The sequence below is a fragment of the Enterobacter cloacae complex sp. XAL002 genome (genome assembly GCF_049236805.1).
Classification (GTDB): domain Bacteria; phylum Pseudomonadota; class Gammaproteobacteria; order Enterobacterales; family Enterobacteriaceae; genus Enterobacter; species Enterobacter intestinihominis.
This window is the reverse complement of record NZ_JBMKJN010000012.1, coordinates 110,488-132,502: the sequence shown is the minus strand read 5'-3', so window position 1 is coordinate 132,502 and position 22,015 is coordinate 110,488. Positions and strand designations below refer to the sequence as shown.

Sequence of the window (22,015 nt, the reverse complement as noted above, 5' to 3'; positions counted from 1 at the left end):
TGACCGGTGCGGTTTTCACCCTCTCCCTTTTAGGGAGAGGGCAGGGGTGAGGGTATTAAGTGCGCCTCTATATACCGCTGATAGCGGTTCGCCTTCAGATAACACAGATCCACCAGCACCAGCCCGTCGATACAGTTATTGAACGCCGGATCGCTGCCGAAATCGATAAACTGCACGCCGCCTGGCTCGCATAGCTCGGAATATTGTTTATAAAGCGGCGGAATACCGCAGCCCAGATTGCCGAGCAGGGATTTGAGCTTTGTCAGGTCATCCACGTAATCCACCCCGCTAAATTGCGCCAGCACGTCCGGGAGTGACGCCGGGTAGGGTTGACGCGAGGCGGCTAACGGGTGGCTGGCCGGAAACCAGATACGATAAAACGCGACCAGCAGATCCCGGGCGGCAGGCGGTAAGCCGCCGGAGATGGACACCGGACCAAACAGGTAACGGTAATGTGGATAGCGCGCCAGATAGGCGCCAATGCCTGACCACAGGTAGTCCAGACCGCGACGTCCCCAGTAGCGCGGCTGTATAAAGCTGCGCCCCAGCTCAATGCCGTGCTCCAGTATGTCCTGCATTTTTTCGTCGTAGTGGAACAGGCTGTAACTGTACAATCCCTCGACGCCGCACTTTTCCACCTGCATGGCCGTTGGCATAAAGCGGTACGCGCCGACAATCTCGAGGTCATCATCATCCCACAGAATAAGGTGCAGATAGTCATCATCGTAGCTGTCGGTATCCCGGCGTTTTCCGCTGCCTTCCTCCACGGCGCGAAAGGCAATCTCGCGCAGTCGCCCCAGCTCGCGCAGCAGAGGCGCCTCTTCCTGCCCGTTGCGCTGCCACAAATAGATGGTTTTACCATCGCTGGTTTTGCCCAGACATTCGGCCTGCGCCAGCTCCCGCTTCAGCGTGGCCCTGTCTTCCGGGCGGGCAATGGCGCACTGGGTTTTAAAGACGCCAGGCAATCCCTTGCCAAGTCGTATCACGTGCTGACGGCACTGCTCGGCCATCTCACGCGATGAAAGGGTAGAGCTAAACCGATCATTCCAGGCAATCTGCTGGCCGATTTTGATCGGCAGCTGGCTGTGGCGGCGGCGAAACATCTGTTGCATCAGCAGCAGCAGGGATACCGTCGGCGATACCAGGGTGCTGGCATAAAACAGCAGGCTGTTGTGGGCTTGAATATGTACCGGTAGCAGCGGTACCCGTAGTTTGCTGGCCAGCTTGATAAAGCCCGGATGCCACTTTTTATCGCGGATGCCTTTACGCGTTGGGCGGGAGACTTCGCCCGCCGGGAAGAAGATCAGCACGCCGGCGTTTTGCAGGTGCTGCTCCATCTGCACCAGAGATGCTTTTGCGGTTCTGCCGCCCATATTGTCCACGGGGATAAACAACGAGCTGAGGGGCTCAAGGTGAGACAGCATCCGGTTGGTGACAACCTTGACGTCCCGGCGCACGCGCGAAACGGCATACAGTAGCGCCAGCCCATCCAGGGTGCCCGTCGGGTGGTTCGCTATCACAATGAGTGGGCCGTGTTCGGGGATTTGTTCGAGGTCTCGGGCGGAAATGGTGCAGAGAATATCAAGGTGTTCCAGAACCTGCTCTACCATATCCAGCCCTTTCAGGTGACGGTGGCTGGCGGCAAACTGCTGAAATTCGTCTTCGTGGAGCAGTCTTTTTAACAGACTTTTTTGCCAGGGTGCGGGCCTCGCCTGAGGCCAAAGGTCATCAAGAACGCTGTCGAGACTAAACATTGATCACTCCTCCTGCCGTCTTGCCCAGACAGTAGAAGGAGGAGATGTCGGTTGTATTGCAGTTTGGTGAAGATTCGCGCAGAGAGTAGGCCGGGTATGGCGAAGCCACCCGGCGCTAAAGCGGATTAACGCAGAATTTTCTTCTCAGCCAGATCCAGCGCGAAGTAGCTGAAGATCAGATCCGCGCCCGCGCGTTTGATCGCCCCCAAGCTTTCGAGGATCACTTTCTCTTCGTCGATGGCACCCGCCTGCGCGGCGAATTTGATCATCGCGTACTCGCCGCTCACCTGGTATGCGCCCAGCGGCAGTTCGGTGCGTTCGCGAATGTCGCGCAGGATATCCAGATACGCGCCGGCCGGTTTCACCATCAGACAGTCTGCGCCCTGTGCTTCATCGAGCAGAGATTCACGAATCGCTTCGCGGCGGTTCAGCGGGTTCATCTGATAGGTTTTACGATCGCCTTTCAGCGCCGTGCCCGCTGCTTCACGGAACGGGCCGTAGAAGGAGGAGGCGAATTTGGTGGAGTAGGACATGATGGCGGTGTCGGTAAAGCCTGCCGCATCCAGCGCATGACGAATAGCCTGAACCTGACCATCCATTGCCGCAGAAGGTGCAATAAAATCCGCACCCGCGGCGGCGGCAACCACCGCCTGCTTGCCCAGATTCAGCAGGGTCGCATCGTTGTCCACGCCGTGATCGCACAGCACACCGCAGTGGCCATGAGAGGTGTATTCGCAGAAGCAGGTATCGGACATGACGATCATCTCCGGCACACTCTCTTTGCAGATGCGCGACATGCGTGCCACGAGGCCGTCTTCTTTCCATGCATCACTGCCGGTTGCGTCAGTGTGGTGGGAGATACCGAACGTCATCACCGAGCGGATGCCCGCATTCGCAATGCGTTCGATCTCGCGGGCCAGATGCTTTTCAGGAATGCGCATCACGCCCGGCATCGCGTCGATGGCTTTGTAGTCATCGATCTCTTCTTCAACAAAAATCGGCAACACCAGATCGTTTAAGGTCAGTGTTGTCTCTTCAAACATGGCGCGCAGTGCGGGTGACTTGCGCAGGCGACGGGGACGAGCAATTAAATCGGTCATGGTATGCCTGATGTTTGTGGAACAAAGAGGCTTAGTGTACCTGAAAGCGGAGAGTGGTGTTTTACTAAAGTTGTCTTTTAGATTTTCGAAATCGATTAATATACGCTACATGTATTTTGTATATATTATAAATCTTATTATGGTGTCCAGAGTGGTATGTGATATTGGTGAGGCTTCTATATTGGTTTGGGATTATAAATATAAATGATTTATTGCTTTTTATTATATGTGTCGAAGCAACTAAAGTAGTTTGCAATCAGTTGAATTTATAATATTTATTCATAATGATTGATATTGTCCTGGGTTTATAAGCTTATTTGTCTGAATACGGACTTAATGGAATCATTCATTGAACCTTTTCGAAGTGAAACTGCATAATTCCTTCCGCAATTAAACGTTGCCAAATGATTTGATGGACAAACTTGCTTACGTCCCTGAGGAGGGATGACCCAATGCAAATATGGAAAAAGAAACTGGTTGTATCACAACTTGCATTAGCCTGCACACTGGCTATCGCTTCTCAGGCCAATGCGAAAGATATATCCGGCACGACATATAATACTTTTGGATATGACAATACTGCGTCCACGCCCTGGTATTATGGTTATGCTGACTGGGATTATTCAGATGCCACACATGATGGTGACATTTATCCAGTCATCAATAAATCAACCGTAAACGGAGTTATTTCGACATACTATCTGGATGATGGTGTCAATGGCCGTGCGAACGCGTTGAGTATTTCTAACAGCACCATTAACGGCATGATCACGTCAGAGTGTATGACCACGACGTGTGCAGAAGGCGTGGATACTGACGGCACTACGCATACCCAGTACGATCGTTTTAGCCTGACTGTTGATAACTCCACCATCAACGATACCTACGAGCATTATGCGTATGATGTCGTTAATGGCGATACCACTGAAACGCATTATCTGGACACCTATGGTCTGGGTAACGCCATCACCCTGGATGTTGAGTCTGATATCGTTATTCAGAACAATTCCCACATCGCGGGCATCACGCTGACGCAGGGTTATCAGGAGCTTGATAACACGCCATACGACGGTGTTGAAGGCGTTGCTAACAGCAGCAATATCTTTACCGATACGCTGGTGGTGAAAGACTCTGTGCTGACCTCTGGCGCATACAGCGATCTGGGTACCAGCGGCTTCTACGGTCAAACGGCGAAGCCAAGCGACTACGGTGAAACCAACGCCACGGCTGCGGATGATGCGGCGCTGATCGTTGCTGCCAGTGCGTCTGATAACGCCATGCAGACCACCGCTACCTTCGATCACTCTACCGTTACGGGTGACATTCTTTTCTCCAGCACCTTTGATAACAACTTCTACGAGAATGGCGATCCGGCAACGGATACCACAGAAGATGGCGTCTATAACCCAACCACCAACGGCTGGGATGGTACCGATAAACTGGATGTCACGCTGACCAACGGCAGTAAGTGGGTGGGTGCAGCGCAGTCCAGCGTTGAAGCTATCGGCACTGCGCAGATGTATGGCCAGGGCTACAGCAACGTAGACTGGCACGCATTGTCCCCGAATAGCATCTGGCCTGATTCTACCTTTGACAGCAACGGTCACGTTGCCGGTGAAGAGGTGTATCAGAGCGGCCTGTTCAACGTGGCGCTGGATAACGGTTCCGAGTGGGATACCCGCAAGATCTCCAACATCGATGCACTGACGGTGAACAACCAGTCTCAGGTCAATGTTGAAAACTCCGGCCTGCTGGCAGATTCCATCACCCTGACCAATGCTTCAACCTTGAATATTGGCGACAGCGGTGCCGTGGCAACCGACAGTCTGTATCTGGATAGTTACAGCCGTGCGGCACTGACTGAAGAGACGGCAGAACTATATGCCAACACCATTACTGTAGACAACGGTGCAGAGCTGGCGCTGGGTCTGGGTCAGGTTGATACGCACAATATGGTGCTGACTGATGGCGGTGTGCTCAACGTTGCCAGCCGCGATTATGTGCTGAACAGCGACCTGAACAACGCACGCTATATCACCAACGATAGCCATAAAGCGGACTACGACTATGGTGTTGTCGCGCTGAACTCTGACGGCCATCTGGCGGTGAACGGTGACGTTGCCGGTAACTATAAAGTGCGCATCGACGATGCGACCGGTGCAGGCTCCGTAGCTGACTACAAAAACAAAGAGATCATTCGCGTCTATGACAATAACGCGGATACCGCTGCCAGCTTTAATGCGGCAAACAAAGCTGATTTAGGTGCATACACCTATCAGGCGCAGCAGAAGGGTGACACCGTTGTTCTCCAGCAGGAAGAGCTGACTGACTACGCCAACATGGCGCTGAGCATTCCTTCTGCCAATACCAACATCTGGAATCTGCAACAGGATACCGTGGGTACCCGTCTGACCAACAGCCGTCATGGCCTGGCAGATAACGGCGGCGCATGGGTGAGCTATTTTGGCGGCAACTTTGACGCGGATAATGGCACCGTTAGCTACGATCAGGACGTAAGCGGCATTATGGTAGGTCTGGATACTCAGATCGACGGTAATAACGCGAAGTGGATTGTCGGTGGTGCGGCTGGTTTCGCGAAGGGTGATATCAGCGATCGTACTGGTCAGGTCGATCAGGACAGCCAGACTGCGATGATCTACGCGTCGGCGAAGTTCATGAACGACATCTTCCTCGACAGCTCCATGAGCTACACCCGCTTCAACAACGACCTCTCTGCTACCATGAGCAACGGTCAGTATGTTGACGGTAATACCACGACTGACGCCGTTGGTTTCGGGATGAAACTGGGCTATGACTGGAAACCAAACCTGTCTGGCTACGTCACGCCTTACGCGGCGATCTCTGGCCTGTTCCAGTCCGGTGATGACTATCAGTTAAGCAACGACATGCGTATCGATGGCCAGTCTTACGACAGTATGCGTTATGAGCTCGGCGTGGATGCAGGTTATACCTTCAACTACGGTGGCGAGCAGGCATTAACCCCTTACTTCAAGCTGGCTTACGTGTATGACGATGCCGACAACAATGCTGATATCAACAATGACAGCATTGACAACGGCGTGGAAGGCTCTGCGGTTCGCGTGGGACTGGGCACTCAGTTCAGCTTCACGAAAAACTTCAGTGCTTACACTGATGCGACTTATCTGGGCGGCGGCGACGTTGACCAGAACTGGGGAGCAAACCTGGGTGTGAAATATACCTGGTAAGAAAAAACGCGGGGGATTTTGCCCCCGCTTTTTTATGTGCTTTAAAAATAATAAAGAACCGACATATACAGATGACTTGAGGTATGCATGAACGTTAATGCGAAACCACTTTCTGAATTAAGCCGGCTCATAAAGTGTCTGGAAGTCGCCGGTACCCCATTTAAAACGGAACCACAACAATTTATAACTACCGGCAATAATGATGATGAACCATTGACATTTGTAATACAATCCGGCCTGACAGTCGTTCACCGTAAATCAGATGAATTACTCGTGGGTATTGCACGGGCACCCTATATTCATGGATTAAGTGCATGGATTAATGACAGCTATCTTGAATATTCCCTGATGGCACAAACACCTTGTACCGGATTTTATTTGCCAGCCTCTACTGCATGCGAAATTATTCAAGAAGCGCAACTCTGGCAAGAAGCATTCTGCTGGCTTTCATGGCTAAATCATTTACTGGGAAAACGTGATATCCAGCTGGTCGGAAATAATTCGTATAGCCAAATTCGGGCGATGCTAATCAATATGGCCGAGTGGGATGACACGCTACGCTCAAAAATTGGTGTGATGAATCATATTCAGCGTAGCACGCGTATATCACGTTCGGTGGTTGCGGAGGTTCTGGCGGCGCTGCGTCAGGGGAACTACATCAATATGAGCCGGGGCAAACTGATCAGTATCAACCGTTTGCCCACGGACTATTAAGCTCAGTTAGCGGCCGTAAGTACCTGCGCTTTATTGGCGCTCAGCTCGGCTACAAGGTTATTTACGCCATCACTCATATTCACGAAGCGGGTGTTCGGTGACCGGGTGACCACCACAAAAGCGCCCACGTTTGATTGCGGAATCATCGCCATGTAGGTGATGAATCCGCCACCCCCACCGGTTTTTTGAATAATACCCGGGCGACCATCTTTTGGCGCCATATATACCCAGCCCATGCCGAGGGCATCGGCTTTACCGGGAACATCCATACCAATGACGCGACGTAACTGAGCACGCTGGTAGATGAGCGTCTGCATTCGGTCGGCCTGATTACTGCGCGCGTAAAAATCCGATGAGAGGAACTGTTGCATCCAGCGCATCATGTCGCCAGGCGTAGAGTAAACCCCACCGCTGCCAATGGCTGCCAGCGTGTTATTACACGGGCTGGCCCCTTTTTCCGCCACCATCAGACGCTTGCACTGGTCCGGGGAGGGGGTGTAAGTAGTATCTTTCATCCCGAGCGGACGCGTGATTTGCTCTTCAAACAGCTGAGGGTAAGGCTTACCTGATGCCGTTGCTAACGCGTCGGCCAGCAGATCAAACGCCAGGTTAGAATAGCCAGCCTGAGAACCCGGAGCCGATTTCAGCGTTGCGGTGCTCAGATAGTTCCAGCGTTGTTCGCGAGTTGGCCAGACAAAGACAGGGCGATGCGCAGCGCCACCGGGCTGTTCTCGCGGCAGGGCGCTGGTATGGGTCGCCAGGTTCACCAGCCTGATCGGCGTTCCCTGATATGTCGGAACGCGAGCGCCGGGTGGCGCATATTTGCTGAGTGGATCGTCGAGTTTTACCACGCCCTGATCGAGCAATTTCACCAGCATTTCGCTGGTCATCAGCTTAGTTATCGACGCGACACGGATAACGGAATCCAGCTGCGGGCGAACGTTATTTCCCGGTCGTGTTTCACCGAAGCTGCGAAACACCCGCTGGTTACCGTCGATCACGACCAGCGCCATTCCCGTCGCACCACTGCCGTAATAAATAAGGTTCGCATAGCGATCGGCAATGTCAGAGGCCAGAACCGGTGCCGTCAGAGGCTGTGCTGCCTGGGCGGTGGACAGGCTCACCGCACACAGCGCGGCGAAAGAGAGCAGACAACGTTTCAACGAAAAGCATCCATCCAGTGAATAAGGAGAGTTACGGGTAGTTATACTACTAATCGGCGTCGGGCAATCGTCCGATTTGCATAACGATAGCGAGAAAAACGTAACCGTGGGTAAATTTGCACAATTTACTTACGGCCAGACTCCCATTTTGTGACATCGGGCTTATGATAGTCACCAGTTACATTCATTATTGCGGAGAACGGTATGTCTGAAAAGCGTGTGGTTTTGGTGGTTGATATGCAGAATGGGGTGTTTAAGACGCCGCGCCATCAGAGTGAGAAATGTGTCTCACTGATCAATCAGCTTACCCAGGCTGCTGAGGCCGTTATTTTCATACAGCATACTGAAGCTGGCGGGCTAGAGGAGGGGAGCGAAGGGTTTGCATTGCTGCCCGATCTCAACCAGCCGGCAGGGGCGTTTTACGTCACGAAGACCGCTTGCGATGCCTTCTATGACACTTCGCTCGAGGCACTGTTGCGCGAACAGGAGATCGATGAATTTATTATCTGCGGCTGCGCGACGGATTATTGTGTCGATGCCACCTTTAAAAACGGTGTCAGCCGGGGCTACCACATCACGGTTGCGGAGGATGCCCACACCACGGCCAATCGTCCAGCGGCCGATGCCCAGGTTCTGATCGCGCACTATAACGATGTCTGGCGTAACTTCATCGCCCCTGCCAACCCGCCTTCGGTGAAACGCACCGAAACAATTCTTGAAAACTGGAAAGCGAACTAATAATTCACCCGCAGGTCTGACTTTTTTGCCTGAGCCGGGAGGCTGGCCCAGGCAAGGTTTCGTGTGGCGATATGTTAAACACAGCAACAGCCATAACAACAAGAAGGAAGCACAATGTTTAAGTCTTTTTTCCCAAAGCCGGGGCCCTTTTTCCTGTCGGCATTTATTTGGGCACTGCTGGCTGTCATTTTCTGGCAGGCCGGTGGCGGCGCGTGGCTGACCCGTCTTACGGGGGCAACGGGCGACATTCCCATTAGCGCTGCGCGCTTCTGGTCCATGAGCTATCTGCTTTTCTACGCTTATTACATGCTCTGCGTGGGGCTTTTTGCCATGTTCTGGTTTATCTATTCGCCTCACCGCTGGCAATACTGGTCGATTCTCGGCACGTCGTTAATCATCTTTGTCACCTGGTTCCTGGTGGAAGTGGGCGTGGCGGTCAACGCCTGGTATGCGCCGTTTTACGATCTGATCCAGACGGCGCTGAGTTCGCCGCATAAAGTGACCATTAACCAGTTCTACCATGAGGTGGGGATCTTCCTCGGCATCGCCCTCATCGCCGTGGTGATCGGCGTGATGAATAACTTTTTCGTCAGTCACTATGTGTTCCGCTGGCGTACCGCGATGAACGAACACTATATGGCGCACTGGCAGCACCTGCGTCATATCGAAGGTGCCGCACAGCGTGTGCAGGAAGACACCATGCGTTTTGCCTCTACACTCGAAGATATGGGCGTGAGCTTTATTAATGCCATCATGACGCTGATCGCCTTCCTGCCGGTGCTGGTGACGCTCTCATCCCACGTTCCGGAACTGCCGATTGTCGGCCATCTGCCGTACGGCCTGGTCATTGCCGCGATTGTCTGGTCGCTGATGGGAACGGGACTGCTGGCAGTGGTGGGGATCAAGCTGCCGGGGCTGGAATTTAAAAACCAGCGCGTGGAAGCGGCCTACCGTAAAGAGCTGGTGTATGGTGAAGACGATCCCAACCGTGCGTCACCGCCTACCGTGCGTGAGCTGTTTGGCGCCGTACGTCGTAATTACTTCCGCCTCTATTTCCATTACATGTATTTCAATATCGCGCGCATCCTTTATCTTCAGGTTGATAACGTTTTCGGGTTGTTCCTGCTGTTCCCGTCCATCGTTGCGGGTACGATTACGCTCGGTCTGATGACCCAGATCACCAACGTTTTTGGTCAGGTTCGCGGTTCGTTCCAGTACCTGATTAGCTCCTGGACTACGCTGGTGGAGCTGATGTCCATCTACAAACGTTTACGCAGTTTCGAGCGTGAGCTGGACGATAAGGATTTGCAGGAAGTCACCCATACATTAGGTTAAAAAGGAATTGCTATGCCATTTGCCGTACCACGTGCATTACCGCTGACGTTACTCGCCGCCGTCGTGCTGGCGGGCTGTGCCGAGAAAGGGGCTACCCCGCTCAAAGAAGGGGAGAAGCCCGTTGATGTGGCGAGCGTGGTGCGGCAAAAAATGCCCGCCAGCGTGAAGGATCGCAGTGAGTGGGCTGATGCGCTGGCAACGACCTTCAAAAGTCAGAAGATCGCGCCTACCGAGGAGAACATCTGCTCTGTACTGGCGGTGGCGCAGCAGGAATCGATGTATCAGTCAGATCCTGTTGTGCCTGGCCTGAACAAAATCGCCTGGAAGGAGATCGACCGCCGGGCCGAATCGATGCATATCCCGGTTTTCCTGGTACATACCGCCCTTAAAATCACCTCGCCAAACGGGAAAAGCTACAGCGAACGGCTGGATACGGTGAAAACCGAGAGGCAGCTCAGCGCCATTTTCGATGATTTCATCAATATGGTGCCGATGGGGCAGAAGCTGTTTGGCTCGCTGAATCCGGTACATACCGGCGGTCCGATGCAGGTAAGCATCGCATTTGCGGAAAAGCATACCGACGGCTATCCGTGGGATATCGACGGTACGGTGCGTCAGGAAGTCTTCTCCCTGCGCGGTGGGCTGTGGTTTGGGACGTATCACCTGCTGAATTATCCGGCCAGCTACGATAAACCGCTGTATCGTTTTGCCGACTTTAACGCGGGCTGGTATGCCAGCCGAAATGCAGCCTTCCAGAATGCGGTAAGCCGTGCCAGCGGTGTGAAGCTCGCTTTGGATGGCGATCTCATTGCTTACGGCAGCAGCGAGGCAGGGTCCACCGAACGGGCAGTGCGAAAACTTTCGACGAAGCTGGAGATGAGCAACAGTGACATTCGCCGACAGCTGGAGAAGGGTGACAGCCTGGCGTTTGAGAAAACGGATCTGTATAAGCAGGTTTTCGCGCTTGCAGAGAAGAAAAGTGGAAAGGCACTACCCAGAGCCATTCTGCCAGGCATTCAGCTTGAAAGCCCGAAGATCACGCGTAACCTGACGACCGCATGGTTCGCAAAACGCGTGGACGATCGTCGGGCTCGCTGTATGGGACTGTAATCAGTGGCGGTTGCGCCAGCGCAGCACGAGCGCAATCACGCCCAGAACCATGCTGCCCGCGAGGAAGGGAATGAGCCCGAATACGGTGCTCACGCCTAAACCGATTTCAACGCGCGGGCGGCCGGTATCCTGCACCTGCATCAGATGCTCATACACGCCAGGGGCATGCACCAGCATATTCAGCAGTTGGGTTCCTGCCCAGAAACAAAACAGAACAAACAGGGCATAGGCAATATTCCCCGCCGTGGAGGTTTTTGGTTGTTTTCCGCCAAAAATCGGTTTCGACAATGTAAAGTCTGCCATAAGACCTCCCGAAAATATCACTCTGTTTTAATACGCGTCGTACAGGGTGAGTGTGACAGGTCATAGCATTTGTCAATATCAGAATCGTGGGAAATTCGGCTCAGGATTTCTCCTGGATTGTCGATTTCTGCATCACGTCACAAATTGATAACATAAGTGAAACTACGCTGCTTTTCAGAATTTACGTATCCGCCACAGACGGCTTTATCAAACTGTGAGAGGATAGTTTTTTTTCTGCCGGAGTTGTCATGAAGCTCACTTCCAAACTACGCCGTGACTGGCATTACTACGCCTTTGCGATCGGGCTGATCTTTATACTCAACGGTGTTGTCGGGCTGCTGGGATTTGAAGCGAAGGGCTGGCAAACCTATGCGGTTGGGCTGGTGACCTGGGTAATCAGTTTCTGGCTGGCGGGATTCATTATCCGCCGTCGTCCCGATGAGACGACGGCAGAGAAAGCCGACTAACCGTCAGTTAACAGAGCTTTTCAGGGCGCTGTCAGCGGCGTGACGCTCCAGCGCCAGTTCAATCAGGCGGGTGATCAGTTCCGGATAGCTTATTCCGCTGGCCTGCCACAATTTCGGGTACATGCTGATATTGGTAAAGCCCGGCAGGGTGTTGATTTCGTTAATCACCACCTCGTTATCCGCCGTCAGAAACACATCGACGCGCGCCATCCCACTGCATCCCAGCACCTGATAGGCTTCAACGGCGATCGCCCGGATCTTGTCGTTAACGTCAGGATCGAGCGCGGCGGGAACCACAACCTGGGCGCCTTTGTCGTCAATATATTTGGTGTCGTAGGAGTAGAAATCGCTATTCAGCACCACTTCACCACAGGTACTCGCCTGCGGGAAGTCGTTACCCAGTACGGCGCACTCAATTTCGCGCCCGTTAATTCCCTGCTCAACCACCACCTTGTGGTCAAACTCAAAGGCCAGACGAACGGCATCGTTAAACTGTGCTTCGCTGGTGACTTTGCTGACGCCAACGGACGAGCCCTGATTCGCCGGTTTCACGAACAGCGGCAGGCCGAGTTGCGCCTGGATCTGTGCGAAGCTGTGTTTATCGCGGTTGGCGCGAGTGAGCGTGACGAACGGTGCAATATTCAGACCGGCGTCGCGCAGCAGACGTTTAGTGACGTCTTTATCCATGCAGGCGGCAGAACCCAGCACATCGGAGCCGACAAACGGCAGGTTCGCCATCCGCAACATGCCTTGCAGGGAGCCGTCTTCGCCCAGCGTGCCGTGAACGATAGGGAACACCACGTCAATCTGTGCCAGCGCCTGCGCGTTCCCGGCATCGATAAGCTGTCCCTGTGCCACGCCTGGAACCGTTGCGACGCTGATATCAGAAGGATTAAGGGCGATGTGCGCCGGATCGTCAGCGTGTAACAGATACTGGCTGGCATCGTTAACATGCCACTGGCCCTGTTTATCAATGCCCAGCAGCACCACGTCAAAACGGCTTTTATCAATCGCATCAACGATATTTTTAGCCGATTGCAATGACACCTCGTGCTCTGATGATTTTCCCCCAAAGACAATACCTACGCGCTGCTTTGCCATCTCACTCTCTTCCAGTCTGACGAAAAGCCAATAACATACCACGATGCCCGGCGGGTTTCGCGGCCTTCTGCCATAATGTTTTGAGGATGTTGAAGGGGGGCGCGTGAAAGGAAAAGGTCTGCTTATTCTTATTGTTATTGCCGGGATCGCCACGGTGGGCTACCGCTGGTTGCCGCCGCATTACAACCCTTTCGTGCCGCTTACGCTTGACGATCCGCCTGGAAAAATAACCCAGTTTAAACTCCGGCGCTTAACGCCGCAGGCGTGCGAAAACCTGTTAGCGCAGGCGAATCAACGCCAGCTTATCCGTACCCAGGCTGTCGCTGACAGCGACGGGGAGTGTCCGCTGAGTAACGTGGTGCGCGTGCGCGATTTTGGCCCGGTCAGCCTGAACGGCAGCTTTATTGCCAGTTGCCCGCTGGCGTTAAGCTCGGCGCTGTTTGTCAGCCAGCAGGCCCGGCCGCTCACCAAAACCTGGACCGGCAGCGAGCTTACGCGTATTGAACATCTGGGCAGCTTCGCCTGCCGCAATATCTACAGCCGCCCGGATGCGCGGCGCAGCGAACATGCCACGGCGGATGCGCTGGATATCAGCGCTTTCAGGCTGGCAAACGGACAGCGTGTTACCGTTCTCAACGGCTGGAAAGCGGAAAAGACGCAGCCCTGGCTACAGGCGCTGCTGTCGGCAAGCTGCGGCTATTACGGTAACGGTCTGGGGCCGGACTACAATGCCGCCCATGCCAACCATTTCCATCTGGGAATGCGCGGCTATGGCTTATGTCGATGAAGCATAATCTTCCGCCGAAAATTGGATAGATTGTGACTTATCTCACAAATATGATGACTGGGAAGATAAAACACCAAAGTCTGCAAGGCCGCATCTCTGGCGCTATGTCATTGCGCGTAACTTGCTAATCTGTCGGCGAATTCGCCTAAAAATGAAGACTATTTCTGTTATGGAATCCTGGAAAGTTAACCTCATTTCAGTCTGGTTCGGCTGCTTCTTCACCGGACTGGCTATCAGCCAGATATTGCCCTTCCTGCCGCTTTACGTGTCGCAGCTGGGGGTCACTTCCCATGAAGCGCTCTCTATGTGGTCCGGCCTGACGTTCAGCGTGACGTTTCTGGTGTCCGCCATTGTGTCACCGATGTGGGGCAGCCTTGCGGATCGCAAGGGGCGCAAGTTGATGCTGCTCCGCGCCTCGCTGGGGATGGCGATAGCCATTTTGCTCCAGGCCTTCGCCACCAACGTCTGGCAGCTGTTTATTCTGCGGGCGATAATGGGGCTGACCTCCGGGTACATTCCGAATGCCATGGCGCTGGTGGCCTCACAGGTACCGCGCGAGCGGAGCGGCTGGGCACTCAGCACGCTTTCCACGGCCCAGATTAGCGGTGTAATTGGCGGCCCCCTGCTCGGCGGCTTCCTGGCTGACCATGTTGGGCTGCGTGCGGTCTTTATCATTACCGCCATCCTGCTAACGGTCAGCTTTCTGGTCACCCTTTTTCTGATTAAAGAGGGCGGTCGGCCTGTCGTCAGCAAATCAGAACGCCTGAGCGGAAAGGCGGTTTTTGCCTCGCTACCTTATCCTGGCCTGATGATTAGCCTTTTTGTGACAACGATGGTGATCCAGCTCTGTAACGGCTCGGTGGGACCGATTCTGGCGCTGTTTATCAAGTCGATGGCACCGGACAGCAGCAACATTGCTTTTCTGAGCGGGATGATTGCCGCCGTGCCGGGCGTGTCGGCGCTGATGTCCGCTCCGCGTCTGGGGAAACTGGGCGACAGGATCGGTACGGCACGCATTCTGATGGCAACGCTCATCATTGCGGTGATCCTTTTCTTTGCCATGTCGTTCGTCACGACACCGCTTCAGCTCGGGGTGTTGCGCTTCCTGCTTGGCTTCGCGGATGGTGCTATGCTGCCCGCTGTACAGACGCTGCTGGTGAAATATTCCAGTGACCAGGTAACCGGCCGCATTTTTGGCTACAACCAGTCGTTCATGTATTTAGGCAACGTAGCGGGCCCGCTTATTGGCGCCTCGGTCTCGGCGATGGCGGGTTTCCGCTGGGTATTTGCCGCGACGGCGGTGGTGGTGCTTCTTAATATTATTCAACTGGCCTTTGCCTTGCGCCGTCGCCGGCGAATCGCTGAGGCAAAGTCAGCCCGGCAAACACGATAATATATTATTAATTCTTATGATGGCCGCATTTTTATATAACGAAATGCGGCTCCTGTCTTTTAGAAAAACGTTTCGCTTGCGCTCCGAAATATCTTTTTTGGCAGCAATGTCACTTTTGCATAAGATAAAACCAATCCATGCTTTTCATTATTCAGTGAGGGTGTTAATTTCAGGGGAAATCACATAAGGACATAGCACCATGAAAAATCTCATTGCTGAGTTGTTGGTTAAGCTTGCCCAAAAGGAAGAAGAGTCGAAAGAGCTGGTTGCCCAGGTCGAGGCGCTGGAGATCGTTGTGACGGCGCTGCTGCGACAGATGGCAAAACCAGAGCAGGAGGCGTTGATCGACAACGTTGAAGGCGCGCTGGAAAAAGCTCGCCCTGATTCACAGGTGCCTGCAGAGGACGCGGAGCTGCTTCAGCAATACGTAAAGAAGCTTTTAAGGCATCCTCGCAGTTAACCGGCCAGAGGTGAAATGACGTGTCACAGAATTGTCATGCAGGATGCCTGGCGTCGCTCTGTTTTTATTTTTACCCTGTTACCATGGGGAAATTAAAATGAAGCAGAGCACACTTTTCACCGCATTAAAATCGCTCGTAATTACCTCCTCCGTTCCTGTGAAACCGGTTAATAATAATCGCGCTGCGACGGGACTGAAATAACCCTGAATCACGGTGAAAATCATGGCCGCAGGGTGGTTTTTTTCCCGTAACGAACCAGACTTAACGTGGAACTTCACATAAAGGATGGTGCAATGAAAACAACAATACTGGTTACCCTGCTCTCTGGCCTGTGTCTGATCGCCTCAGCACATGCGGAAGAGAAAACGTTAACGCCCCAGCAGCAGCGCATGACGACCTGTAACCAACAGGCGACCTCGCAAAGTCTGAAAGGGGATGCCCGTAAAACGTATATGAGCGACTGCCTTAAAAATGGTACGACCAAACCGGGTGAAAAAAGCCTGACCCCGCAGCAGCAAAAAATGCGCGAGTGCAATGCCCAGGCGACACAGCAGATGCTTAAAGGCGACGATCGCAGCAAGTTTATGAGCGCGTGCCTGAAAAAACAGGCGTAGTGCTAACGGGTGAGTCACGGCTGTGGCTCACCCAAAATTTCATACTTTCCCCGCTATCCCCCTCTCTATAATTTGGGAAAATGTTTCAGAATATTCCCAAAAATGATGAATGATGAGTTTTATGACAATCACGAGAACATTCGGGAAGCGTGGTATCAGCAGCTTTCTCAGGATGACTCATACCGTTCCGGTCTGCGATTTGCCCGGCGAATACGGCTGGCACGCATCGTTGGTCTGGCGGCGCTGTTTGTTCCGCTTGCCAGCGTTCTGGTGAGTCAGCTTCTTTCTGGCGTCTGGTGGTTGTTATTGGTGGGCTGGGTCTTTGTCTGGCCCCATCTGGCCTGGCAGCTGGCTTTTCGTTCGACCTGCCCCCACAGCGGTGAAATCGTTAATCTGAAAATCGATGCCATCATTGCTGGCGTCTGGATGGGATTAATAGGGTTCAATGCGCTGCCAACGGCGGCGCTGATCGTGATGATCGGCATGAACATGATGGGATCGGGGGGATGCCGCTTATTTCTGACAGGACTTGCGCTGCTTGCTCTGTCTGCCCTGCTCACCGTGCAATCCACGGGTACTCCTGTGCTATGGACCTCTGAACCGCTGGCGTTGTGGCTGACGCTCCCCGTGCTGGTGGTCTACCCCATGCTGTTTGCCTGGCTCAGCCACCGCACGGCGATCCGGCTGGCAGAGCATAAGCGTCGGCTTGAGCTGATGAGTACCCGCGACGGAATGACCGGCGTGTTCAATCGCCGTCACTGGGAAACGTTGCTGCGTAACGAATTTGAGGCCTGCCGTCGCAGCCATCGACAGGCGACGATACTGCTCATCGATATCGATCACTTCAAGACGATCAACGACACCTGGGGGCATGACGTGGGGGATGAAGCGATTGTTGCCATCACGCGCCAGCTTCAGCTGACCCTGCGCGCAGGCGATTATATTGGCCGCTTCGGGGGAGATGAATTTGCGGTGATCATGTCCGGCACGCCTGCCGACAACGCGATTGCGGCGATGGCGCGCGTCCATGAAAGGCTGGTCAACATGCCGCTGCACGGAGCACCTATGGCGAGGTTGTGTATCAGCGTTGGGGTTGCCCCCTGGGGGGCGCAGTTCACGCACTATCGTGAATGGCTAAAGGCCGCGGACGTGGCCCTCTATAAAGCCAAAAATGCCGGACGGGGTCGCACCGAAGTGGCCGCCTGACGCCCGGCGTTACGCATCAGGACTTACTCAGCTTCTCTGATTTTTCCATGCATTTTTCCATCGCCTCGATCACGGCGGAGCGGAACCCGCGCTCTTCCAGCACGCGCACGGCTTCAATGGTTGTGCCACCCGGCGAGCACACCATATCTTTCAGTTCGCCCGGATGTTTACCCGTTTCCAGCACCATTTTGGCCGAGCCCATCACCGCCTGCGCCGCAAATTTGTAGGCCTGCGCGCGCGGCATACCGCCAAGTACGGCGGCATCGGCCATGGCTTCGATAAACATAAAGACATACGCCGGGGCAGAACCGCTCACGCCGACAACCGGGTGGATCATCGGTTCGGCAATCACTTCCGCTTCGCCGAAGCAGCGGAAAATGTTCAATATATCCGCCACCTCTTCAGAAGTAACCAGCGCGTTCGGGGTAACGGAGGTCATACCGGCATTTACCAGCGACGGGGTGTTTGGCATGGCGCGAACAATCTTACGGTCGTGCCCCAGCGCGCGGGCGAGCTGGTCGAGGGTCACGCCTGCGGCAATCGACACCACCAGGCTCTCTTTGTTCAGGCTGGAGGTGATCTCGCTCAGGACTTTAATCATGATATTCGGCTTAACGGCGCCAAAGACAATGTCCGCCACCTGAGCCACTTCCTGCGCGCTTTCGGCGGCGTTGATACCATACTCATCACGCAGCGCCGCGACTTTATCCGGGGATGGGGTGAAGACCCAAATCTGCCCCGGCAGCACCTGGCCGCTGGCTATCAGTCCACCGAGGATAGCTTTACCCATGTTTCCGCAGCCGATAAACCCGATTTTCTTATCCATCACGTCTCTCCGTTATTATGCGTTGTTATCTCTCATTGATAGCTTAACAACGAAATGCAGGCGACAATAGTCGCCAGAATCATAATGGGGAGACACTATGGCGATTTGGGTTGATGCGGACGCGTGTCCGAATGTGATTAAAGAGATTTTATTCCGCGCCGCCGAGCGGGTGCAGATGCCGATGACGCTGGTGGCGAACCAGAATATCCGCGTGCCGCCCTCCAGGTTCATTCGTTCTCTGCGCGTGCCAGCCGGGTTCGACGTGGCAGATAACGAGATAGTACGCCTGTGTGACGCAGGAGATCTGGTGATCACGGCGGATATCCCGCTGGCTGCCGACGTGCTGGCGAAGGGGGCCGCGGCGCTTAACCCGCGCGGCGAGCGCTACTCTCCGGCAACGATCCGGGAGAAGCTCACCATGCGTGATTTTATGGATACCCTGCGTTCCAGCGGCGTGCAAACCGGTGGGCCGGACAGCCTGTCGCAGCGCGATCGCCAGCAGTTTGCCGCCGAGCTGGATAAATGGCTGCTGGAAGTGAAGCGCCGCCCGGCGTAGCCCACCTCCGGGCTGTTTTGTGGTACAGTGTGGCTTCCACAGGCTTGTCATTCCGTACCGCTTTGCAGTAAAGTTAGCGCAACATCTTCTGCAATCATTTCTTTACAGCCTTCAGTTATCCGGCAGCAAGGGGAACACCTGGTTATGAACCCACCCATCTTTTTAGTTGGCCCTCGCGGCTGTGGGAAAACCACCGTTGGTCTGGAGCTGGCGCGTCTGTGCCAGAGTCAGTTTGTCGATACTGACCACTGGCTCCAGGAGAATGCCGGTAAGACCATCGCCGATATCGTGGAAAATGAGGGGTGGGAGAGCTTTCGTGCGCGCGAAACGGCCACGCTGGAAGCGGTGACCGCGCCGTCAACCGTGATTGCGACCGGTGGAGGCATTATTCTGGCGCCGTATAACCGCCAGTTTATGCGCGAAAAGGGTGTCGTAATCTACCTTTGTGCCCCGGTTTCTACGCTGGTGGGGCGGCTGGAGGCGTTTCCGGAAGAGGGGCAGCGCCCGGCGCTGACCGCGAAACCGCTGAGTGAAGAGGTCAGCGAGGTCCTCGCCGAACGCGATGCACTGTACCGCGAGGCGGCACACCACGTTGTGGATGCGTCAGCGTCACCCGAGAAAGTTGCGATTCAGATTATTACCGCCCTGCGTTTGGCTTGCGCCAGCTGACAGCCGTCTATACTCATAGCTCAGACATAAAAAAAGGATGAGCTATGCCAACCAGACCTCCCTATCCACGTGAAGCCCGCATCGTTACCGTTGAAAAAGGTAATAGCGATCAGACCGTAACATGGTACCAGCTGCGTGCCGATCACCCTAAACCTGATTCGCTGATCAGCGAACATGAAACCGAACAGGAAGCGCTGGATGCGAAACGGCGCTATGAGGATCCCGAGAAGTCCTGACAAGAATCCGAATTCGTTACAACCGTGCCTGAATCACATTTTTAACTTATCGCTGATGTTAAGCAGCAGTTAATATTTAGTTATTACAGGTAGATTTGGAAAGGCCAGTCGATCTTTACATTACGGTGTAGAGATCCCCTGCTACGCTTGGTGCTGTTTTGTTGAATAAATGAACAGTGCAGCGTAGTGAGCCTGTACCTGTGTGGCAGTAGTGGTAGTAACGGAAGGCGATCAAAATGAAGGCGACGTTGGCGATCCTCACGATTGGTGTGGTCCCTGTAAGCGAAGTATTAACGCTCTTAACCGAGCATGTCTCTGAACAACAAATTACGCATCTCAGTCTGTTAGGGAAGCTGAGTCGGGAAGAGGTCATGGAAGACTACGCAGTCGGGGAGGGGGAAGATCCCCTGGCAACGTTACTCAGTGACGGTAAACTGGCGCACGTGTCACGCCAGAAAATTGAGCGCGCGCTACAGGGTGTGATCGAAGTGCTCGACAATCAGGACTATGACGTCATTTTGCTGATGAGCTCAGCACCCGTTAAAGGACTCAGCGCGCGTAATGCCATTCTGCTCGAACCGATGCGGATTATCCCCCCGCTGGTGGCGTCAATTGTTGATGGTCATCAGGTGGGCGTGATCGTTCCCGTAGAAGAACTGCTGGATAACCAGACGGTGAAGTGGGCCGCGCTGGAGCACACCCCGTTGTACGCGCTGGCAAACCCGTTCTGGGACAGCGAAGCGAAGCTGATTGCGGCCGGGCAGGAGTTGATCGACAGAGGGGCGGATGTCCTGATGCTCGACTGCCTGGGCTTCCATCAGCGGCATCGTGATTTACTGCAAAAGGCGCTGGATGTTCCGGTGCTGCTCTCTAACGTCCTGATGGCGCGCCTGGCGTCAGAATTACTGGTGTAATGATTTTGCGTGACAGGTCATGAGCATGGCCCCTATAGTGGATTTTTCTCAATAAATATAAGGGCCAGTTCATGCTTCAAAGTAACGAATACTTTTCCGGTAAAGTGAAATCCATTGGTTTTACCAGCAGCAGCACTGGCCGCGCCAGTGTCGGCGTCATGGCGGAAGGGGAATACACCTTTGGCACCGCAGAAGCGGAAGAGATGACGGTGGTCAGCGGCGCGCTGAACGTCCTGCTGCCGGGTGAAACGGAGTGGAAAGTCTATAGTGCCGGGCAGGTCTTCAACGTGCCGGGCCACAGCGAGTTCCATTTGCAGGTTGCAGAGCCAACCTCTTATCTGTGCCGCTATCTGAAATAAAAGCATGCCGGGTGGCGCATTCGCTTACCCGGCCTACGTTTTGCCTGTCAACGCTGCGCTTCGCCGCCGAGACCTTCCACCAGGTTCTGGATCAGCGCCGCCAGCTCGCCGGTCATCAGGATAAAGTCTGCGTCAAAGCGCTGAGCATAATCTTCGCGGTCGATATCTTCGTTCTGATCGCGCAGTTCATCGCAGAATTTAAGGCGCTTCACGGAGCCGTCATCACACATCACAAACTGAATGCGCTGCTGCCAGTCGAGTGCCAGTTTAGTCACCACTTTGCCCGCTTCAATGTGCACGGCGATCTCGTCGCTCACCAGATCCTGTTTCTTCGCGCGGATCACGCCGCCATCTTCCAGCAGCGCTTTCAGCTCTGCTTCATCAAGGATCTGGAAGCCCTGCGCGGCAGTCCCGCTGCGCACCCACTCAGTCAGGGTCAGCTCAATCGGCGTCTCCAGTGCCAGCGGTACCACCGGTAATGAGCCAAGGCTCTTACGCAGCAGCGCCAGCGTATCTTCCGCTTTTTTGGCGCTGGCGCAGTCGACCATGATCAGCCCGTTCACGGTGTCGATCCACATCATGGTCTGGCTAAAGCGGCTAAAGGCGCGCGGCAGCAGCGAGTGCAGCACTTCATCCTTCAGTGAATCTTTTTCGGTTTTTTTAAGCTTACGGCCCTGTTCAGCTTCCAGCTTGAAGATCTTCGCTTCGAGCGCCTGCTTCACCACAGGCGTCGGCAGGATCTTCTCTTCTTTGCGGGCGCAAACGATGATTTGCCCCGTGCTGCTGGCGTGGGTCAGCGCATCGCTTTGAGAACCCATTGGCGGAACCCAGCCGGTTTTTGCCATATCCTGGCTACCGCAAGGGGTAAAGGAGTAAGCGGCTAACTGTTTTTCCATCTCTTCTGCACGCAGCGAAACGTCGCGGCTGAGACGGTAAACCATCAAATTTTTGAACCACAGCATGATAATTTCCACGGCCTTGT

Annotated in this window: 23 protein-coding genes; 16 read left to right on the top strand and 7 right to left on the bottom strand. The window is 54.2% G+C overall.

Features of this window, described 5'->3' with window-relative positions; genetic code table 11:
• Positions 1-29: 29 nt before the first annotated feature.
• Both ACOT0L_RS13735 and hemB read right to left on the bottom strand, forming a co-directional pair.
• On the bottom strand, positions 30-1,754 hold the full coding sequence (locus tag ACOT0L_RS13735; protein ID WP_126503136.1) for a lysophospholipid acyltransferase family protein: 1,725 nt from the start codon (positions 1,752-1,754) through the stop codon (positions 30-32).
• A 125-nt stretch (positions 1,755-1,879) separates the two neighbouring features.
• Positions 1,880-2,854 carry a porphobilinogen synthase gene (gene hemB / locus ACOT0L_RS13730; protein WP_003859169.1) on the bottom strand — a complete coding sequence of 325 codons (975 nt, stop codon included), beginning with the start codon at positions 2,852-2,854 and terminating at the stop codon, positions 1,880-1,882.
• 452 nt (positions 2,855-3,306) lie between these two features.
• Between hemB and ACOT0L_RS13725 the strand changes: the two genes are divergently transcribed.
• Positions 3,307-6,081, top strand: a complete 2,775-nt coding sequence (locus ACOT0L_RS13725) for an autotransporter outer membrane beta-barrel domain-containing protein (RefSeq protein ID WP_126503134.1) — start codon at positions 3,307-3,309, stop codon at positions 6,079-6,081.
• A gap of 87 nt (positions 6,082-6,168) precedes the next feature.
• Positions 6,169-6,795 carry a helix-turn-helix domain-containing protein gene (locus ACOT0L_RS13720; protein WP_022647199.1) on the top strand — a complete coding sequence of 209 codons (627 nt, stop codon included), beginning with the start codon at positions 6,169-6,171 and terminating at the stop codon, positions 6,793-6,795.
• Positions 6,796-6,797: 2 nt separating this feature from the next.
• Here the strand turns inward: ACOT0L_RS13720 and ampH are convergent, their stop codons facing one another.
• On the bottom strand, positions 6,798-7,958 hold the full coding sequence (gene ampH / locus ACOT0L_RS13715; protein WP_022647200.1) for a D-alanyl-D-alanine-carboxypeptidase/endopeptidase AmpH: 1,161 nt from the start codon (positions 7,956-7,958) through the stop codon (positions 6,798-6,800).
• A 204-nt stretch (positions 7,959-8,162) separates the two neighbouring features.
• Here ampH and ACOT0L_RS13710 point away from each other — a divergent pair, with 204 nt between their 5' ends.
• The 3 genes from ACOT0L_RS13710 to ACOT0L_RS13700 all read left to right on the top strand — a co-directional run bounded on the left by ACOT0L_RS13710 (position 8,163) and on the right by ACOT0L_RS13700 (position 11,141).
• A complete protein-coding gene (locus ACOT0L_RS13710) occupies positions 8,163-8,696 on the top strand; it encodes an isochorismatase family protein (RefSeq protein ID WP_058677396.1) in 534 nt (177 codons plus the stop codon).
• 114 nt (positions 8,697-8,810) lie between these two features.
• The gene (gene sbmA, locus ACOT0L_RS13705) at positions 8,811-10,031 is read left to right on the top strand and encodes a peptide antibiotic transporter SbmA (protein ID WP_022647202.1); all 1,221 of its coding nucleotides are present in this window, start codon (positions 8,811-8,813) and stop codon (positions 10,029-10,031) included.
• A 12-nt stretch (positions 10,032-10,043) separates the two neighbouring features.
• Entirely contained in the window at positions 10,044-11,141 is a 1,098-nt protein-coding gene (locus ACOT0L_RS13700; protein WP_126503132.1) for a DUF1615 domain-containing protein, read from the top strand.
• On the opposite strand, the gene ACOT0L_RS13695 is transcribed toward ACOT0L_RS13700, so the two are convergent.
• The gene (locus ACOT0L_RS13695; protein WP_003859159.1) at positions 11,142-11,444 is read right to left on the bottom strand and encodes a DUF2755 family protein; all 303 of its coding nucleotides are present in this window, start codon (positions 11,442-11,444) and stop codon (positions 11,142-11,144) included. It abuts the gene before it with no gap.
• Between the two features lie 248 nt (positions 11,445-11,692).
• Here ACOT0L_RS13695 and ACOT0L_RS13690 point away from each other — a divergent pair, with 248 nt between their 5' ends.
• Positions 11,693-11,911: a DUF2754 domain-containing protein gene (locus ACOT0L_RS13690; protein ID WP_022647204.1), complete on the top strand. Its 219-nt coding sequence runs from the start codon at positions 11,693-11,695 to the stop codon at positions 11,909-11,911.
• Positions 11,912-11,914: 3 nt separating this feature from the next.
• Here the strand turns inward: ACOT0L_RS13690 and ddlA are convergent, their stop codons facing one another.
• On the bottom strand, positions 11,915-13,012 hold the full coding sequence (gene ddlA / locus ACOT0L_RS13685; protein ID WP_126503130.1) for a D-alanine--D-alanine ligase: 1,098 nt from the start codon (positions 13,010-13,012) through the stop codon (positions 11,915-11,917).
• Positions 13,013-13,115: 103 nt separating this feature from the next.
• Between ddlA and ACOT0L_RS13680 the strand changes: the two genes are divergently transcribed.
• The 5 genes from ACOT0L_RS13680 to adrA all read left to right on the top strand — a co-directional run bounded on the left by ACOT0L_RS13680 (position 13,116) and on the right by adrA (position 17,473).
• On the top strand, positions 13,116-13,799 hold the full coding sequence (locus ACOT0L_RS13680) for an extensin family protein (protein WP_126503128.1): 684 nt from the start codon (positions 13,116-13,118) through the stop codon (positions 13,797-13,799).
• A 169-nt stretch (positions 13,800-13,968) separates the two neighbouring features.
• Positions 13,969-15,192 carry a multidrug efflux MFS transporter gene (locus tag ACOT0L_RS13675; protein WP_023299423.1) on the top strand — a complete coding sequence of 408 codons (1,224 nt, stop codon included), beginning with the start codon at positions 13,969-13,971 and terminating at the stop codon, positions 15,190-15,192.
• A gap of 199 nt (positions 15,193-15,391) precedes the next feature.
• Positions 15,392-15,652: an anti-adapter protein IraP gene (gene iraP / locus ACOT0L_RS13670; RefSeq protein ID WP_003859148.1), complete on the top strand. Its 261-nt coding sequence runs from the start codon at positions 15,392-15,394 to the stop codon at positions 15,650-15,652.
• A 294-nt stretch (positions 15,653-15,946) separates the two neighbouring features.
• Entirely contained in the window at positions 15,947-16,267 is a 321-nt protein-coding gene (psiF, locus tag ACOT0L_RS13665; protein ID WP_022647208.1) for a phosphate starvation-inducible protein PsiF, read from the top strand.
• Between the two features lie 102 nt (positions 16,268-16,369).
• Positions 16,370-17,473 (top strand): diguanylate cyclase AdrA, encoded by a 1,104-nt coding sequence (gene adrA, locus ACOT0L_RS13660; protein ID WP_126503126.1) that lies wholly within the window; start codon positions 16,370-16,372, stop codon positions 17,471-17,473.
• Between the two features lie 16 nt (positions 17,474-17,489).
• Here the strand turns inward: adrA and proC are convergent, their stop codons facing one another.
• The gene (gene proC, locus ACOT0L_RS13655; protein ID WP_126503124.1) at positions 17,490-18,299 is read right to left on the bottom strand and encodes a pyrroline-5-carboxylate reductase; all 810 of its coding nucleotides are present in this window, start codon (positions 18,297-18,299) and stop codon (positions 17,490-17,492) included.
• A 97-nt stretch (positions 18,300-18,396) separates the two neighbouring features.
• On the opposite strand from proC, the gene ACOT0L_RS13650 reads away from it, so the two are divergent.
• The 5 genes from ACOT0L_RS13650 to ppnP all read left to right on the top strand — a co-directional run bounded on the left by ACOT0L_RS13650 (position 18,397) and on the right by ppnP (position 21,033).
• Complete coding sequence (locus ACOT0L_RS13650; protein WP_022647211.1) at positions 18,397-18,855, top strand: YaiI/YqxD family protein; 459 nt, start codon at positions 18,397-18,399, stop codon at positions 18,853-18,855.
• 144 nt (positions 18,856-18,999) lie between these two features.
• Positions 19,000-19,524, top strand: coding sequence for a shikimate kinase AroL (aroL, locus tag ACOT0L_RS13645; RefSeq protein WP_023305564.1), 525 nt, complete (start codon positions 19,000-19,002; stop codon positions 19,522-19,524).
• 44 nt (positions 19,525-19,568) lie between these two features.
• A complete protein-coding gene (yaiA, locus tag ACOT0L_RS13640) occupies positions 19,569-19,760 on the top strand; it encodes a protein YaiA (RefSeq protein ID WP_023305565.1) in 192 nt (63 codons plus the stop codon).
• A gap of 236 nt (positions 19,761-19,996) precedes the next feature.
• The gene (locus tag ACOT0L_RS13635; RefSeq protein WP_126503122.1) at positions 19,997-20,674 is read left to right on the top strand and encodes an AroM family protein; all 678 of its coding nucleotides are present in this window, start codon (positions 19,997-19,999) and stop codon (positions 20,672-20,674) included.
• A gap of 71 nt (positions 20,675-20,745) precedes the next feature.
• A complete protein-coding gene (ppnP, locus tag ACOT0L_RS13630) occupies positions 20,746-21,033 on the top strand; it encodes a pyrimidine/purine nucleoside phosphorylase (protein WP_003859131.1) in 288 nt (95 codons plus the stop codon).
• 47 nt (positions 21,034-21,080) lie between these two features.
• On the opposite strand, the gene rdgC is transcribed toward ppnP, so the two are convergent.
• On the bottom strand, positions 21,081-21,995 hold the full coding sequence (gene rdgC / locus ACOT0L_RS13625; protein WP_006809928.1) for a recombination-associated protein RdgC: 915 nt from the start codon (positions 21,993-21,995) through the stop codon (positions 21,081-21,083).
• Positions 21,996-22,015 lie beyond the last annotated feature (20 nt).

What these genes read in the sequence shown, in the direction of transcription:
- aroL (WP_023305564.1), top strand. Translation starts at nt 19,000, where the DNA reads ATGAACCCACCCATCTTTTTAGTTGGCCCTCGCGGCTGTGGGAAAACC.
- proC (WP_126503124.1), bottom strand. Translation starts at nt 18,299, where the DNA reads ATGGATAAGAAAATCGGGTTTATCGGCTGCGGAAACATGGGTAAAGCT.
- adrA (WP_126503126.1), top strand. Translation starts at nt 16,370, where the DNA reads ATGATGAATGATGAGTTTTATGACAATCACGAGAACATTCGGGAAGCG.
- ACOT0L_RS13675 (WP_023299423.1), top strand. Translation starts at nt 13,969, where the DNA reads ATGGAATCCTGGAAAGTTAACCTCATTTCAGTCTGGTTCGGCTGCTTC.
- yaiA (WP_023305565.1), top strand. Translation starts at nt 19,569, where the DNA reads ATGCCAACCAGACCTCCCTATCCACGTGAAGCCCGCATCGTTACCGTT.
- psiF (WP_022647208.1), top strand. Translation starts at nt 15,947, where the DNA reads ATGAAAACAACAATACTGGTTACCCTGCTCTCTGGCCTGTGTCTGATC.
- ACOT0L_RS13710 (WP_058677396.1), top strand. Translation starts at nt 8,163, where the DNA reads ATGTCTGAAAAGCGTGTGGTTTTGGTGGTTGATATGCAGAATGGGGTG.
- iraP (WP_003859148.1), top strand. Translation starts at nt 15,392, where the DNA reads ATGAAAAATCTCATTGCTGAGTTGTTGGTTAAGCTTGCCCAAAAGGAA.
- ACOT0L_RS13690 (WP_022647204.1), top strand. Translation starts at nt 11,693, where the DNA reads ATGAAGCTCACTTCCAAACTACGCCGTGACTGGCATTACTACGCCTTT.
- ACOT0L_RS13735 (WP_126503136.1), bottom strand. Translation starts at nt 1,754, where the DNA reads ATGTTTAGTCTCGACAGCGTTCTTGATGACCTTTGGCCTCAGGCGAGG.
- rdgC (WP_006809928.1), bottom strand. Translation starts at nt 21,995, where the DNA reads ATGCTGTGGTTCAAAAATTTGATGGTTTACCGTCTCAGCCGCGACGTT.
- ACOT0L_RS13725 (WP_126503134.1), top strand. Translation starts at nt 3,307, where the DNA reads ATGCAAATATGGAAAAAGAAACTGGTTGTATCACAACTTGCATTAGCC.
- ACOT0L_RS13695 (WP_003859159.1), bottom strand. Translation starts at nt 11,444, where the DNA reads ATGGCAGACTTTACATTGTCGAAACCGATTTTTGGCGGAAAACAACCA.
- ACOT0L_RS13635 (WP_126503122.1), top strand. Translation starts at nt 19,997, where the DNA reads ATGAAGGCGACGTTGGCGATCCTCACGATTGGTGTGGTCCCTGTAAGC.
- ACOT0L_RS13650 (WP_022647211.1), top strand. Translation starts at nt 18,397, where the DNA reads ATGGCGATTTGGGTTGATGCGGACGCGTGTCCGAATGTGATTAAAGAG.
- ddlA (WP_126503130.1), bottom strand. Translation starts at nt 13,012, where the DNA reads ATGGCAAAGCAGCGCGTAGGTATTGTCTTTGGGGGAAAATCATCAGAG.
- hemB (WP_003859169.1), bottom strand. Translation starts at nt 2,854, where the DNA reads ATGACCGATTTAATTGCTCGTCCCCGTCGCCTGCGCAAGTCACCCGCA.
- ppnP (WP_003859131.1), top strand. Translation starts at nt 20,746, where the DNA reads ATGCTTCAAAGTAACGAATACTTTTCCGGTAAAGTGAAATCCATTGGT.
- ACOT0L_RS13700 (WP_126503132.1), top strand. Translation starts at nt 10,044, where the DNA reads ATGCCATTTGCCGTACCACGTGCATTACCGCTGACGTTACTCGCCGCC.
- sbmA (WP_022647202.1), top strand. Translation starts at nt 8,811, where the DNA reads ATGTTTAAGTCTTTTTTCCCAAAGCCGGGGCCCTTTTTCCTGTCGGCA.
- ACOT0L_RS13720 (WP_022647199.1), top strand. Translation starts at nt 6,169, where the DNA reads ATGAACGTTAATGCGAAACCACTTTCTGAATTAAGCCGGCTCATAAAG.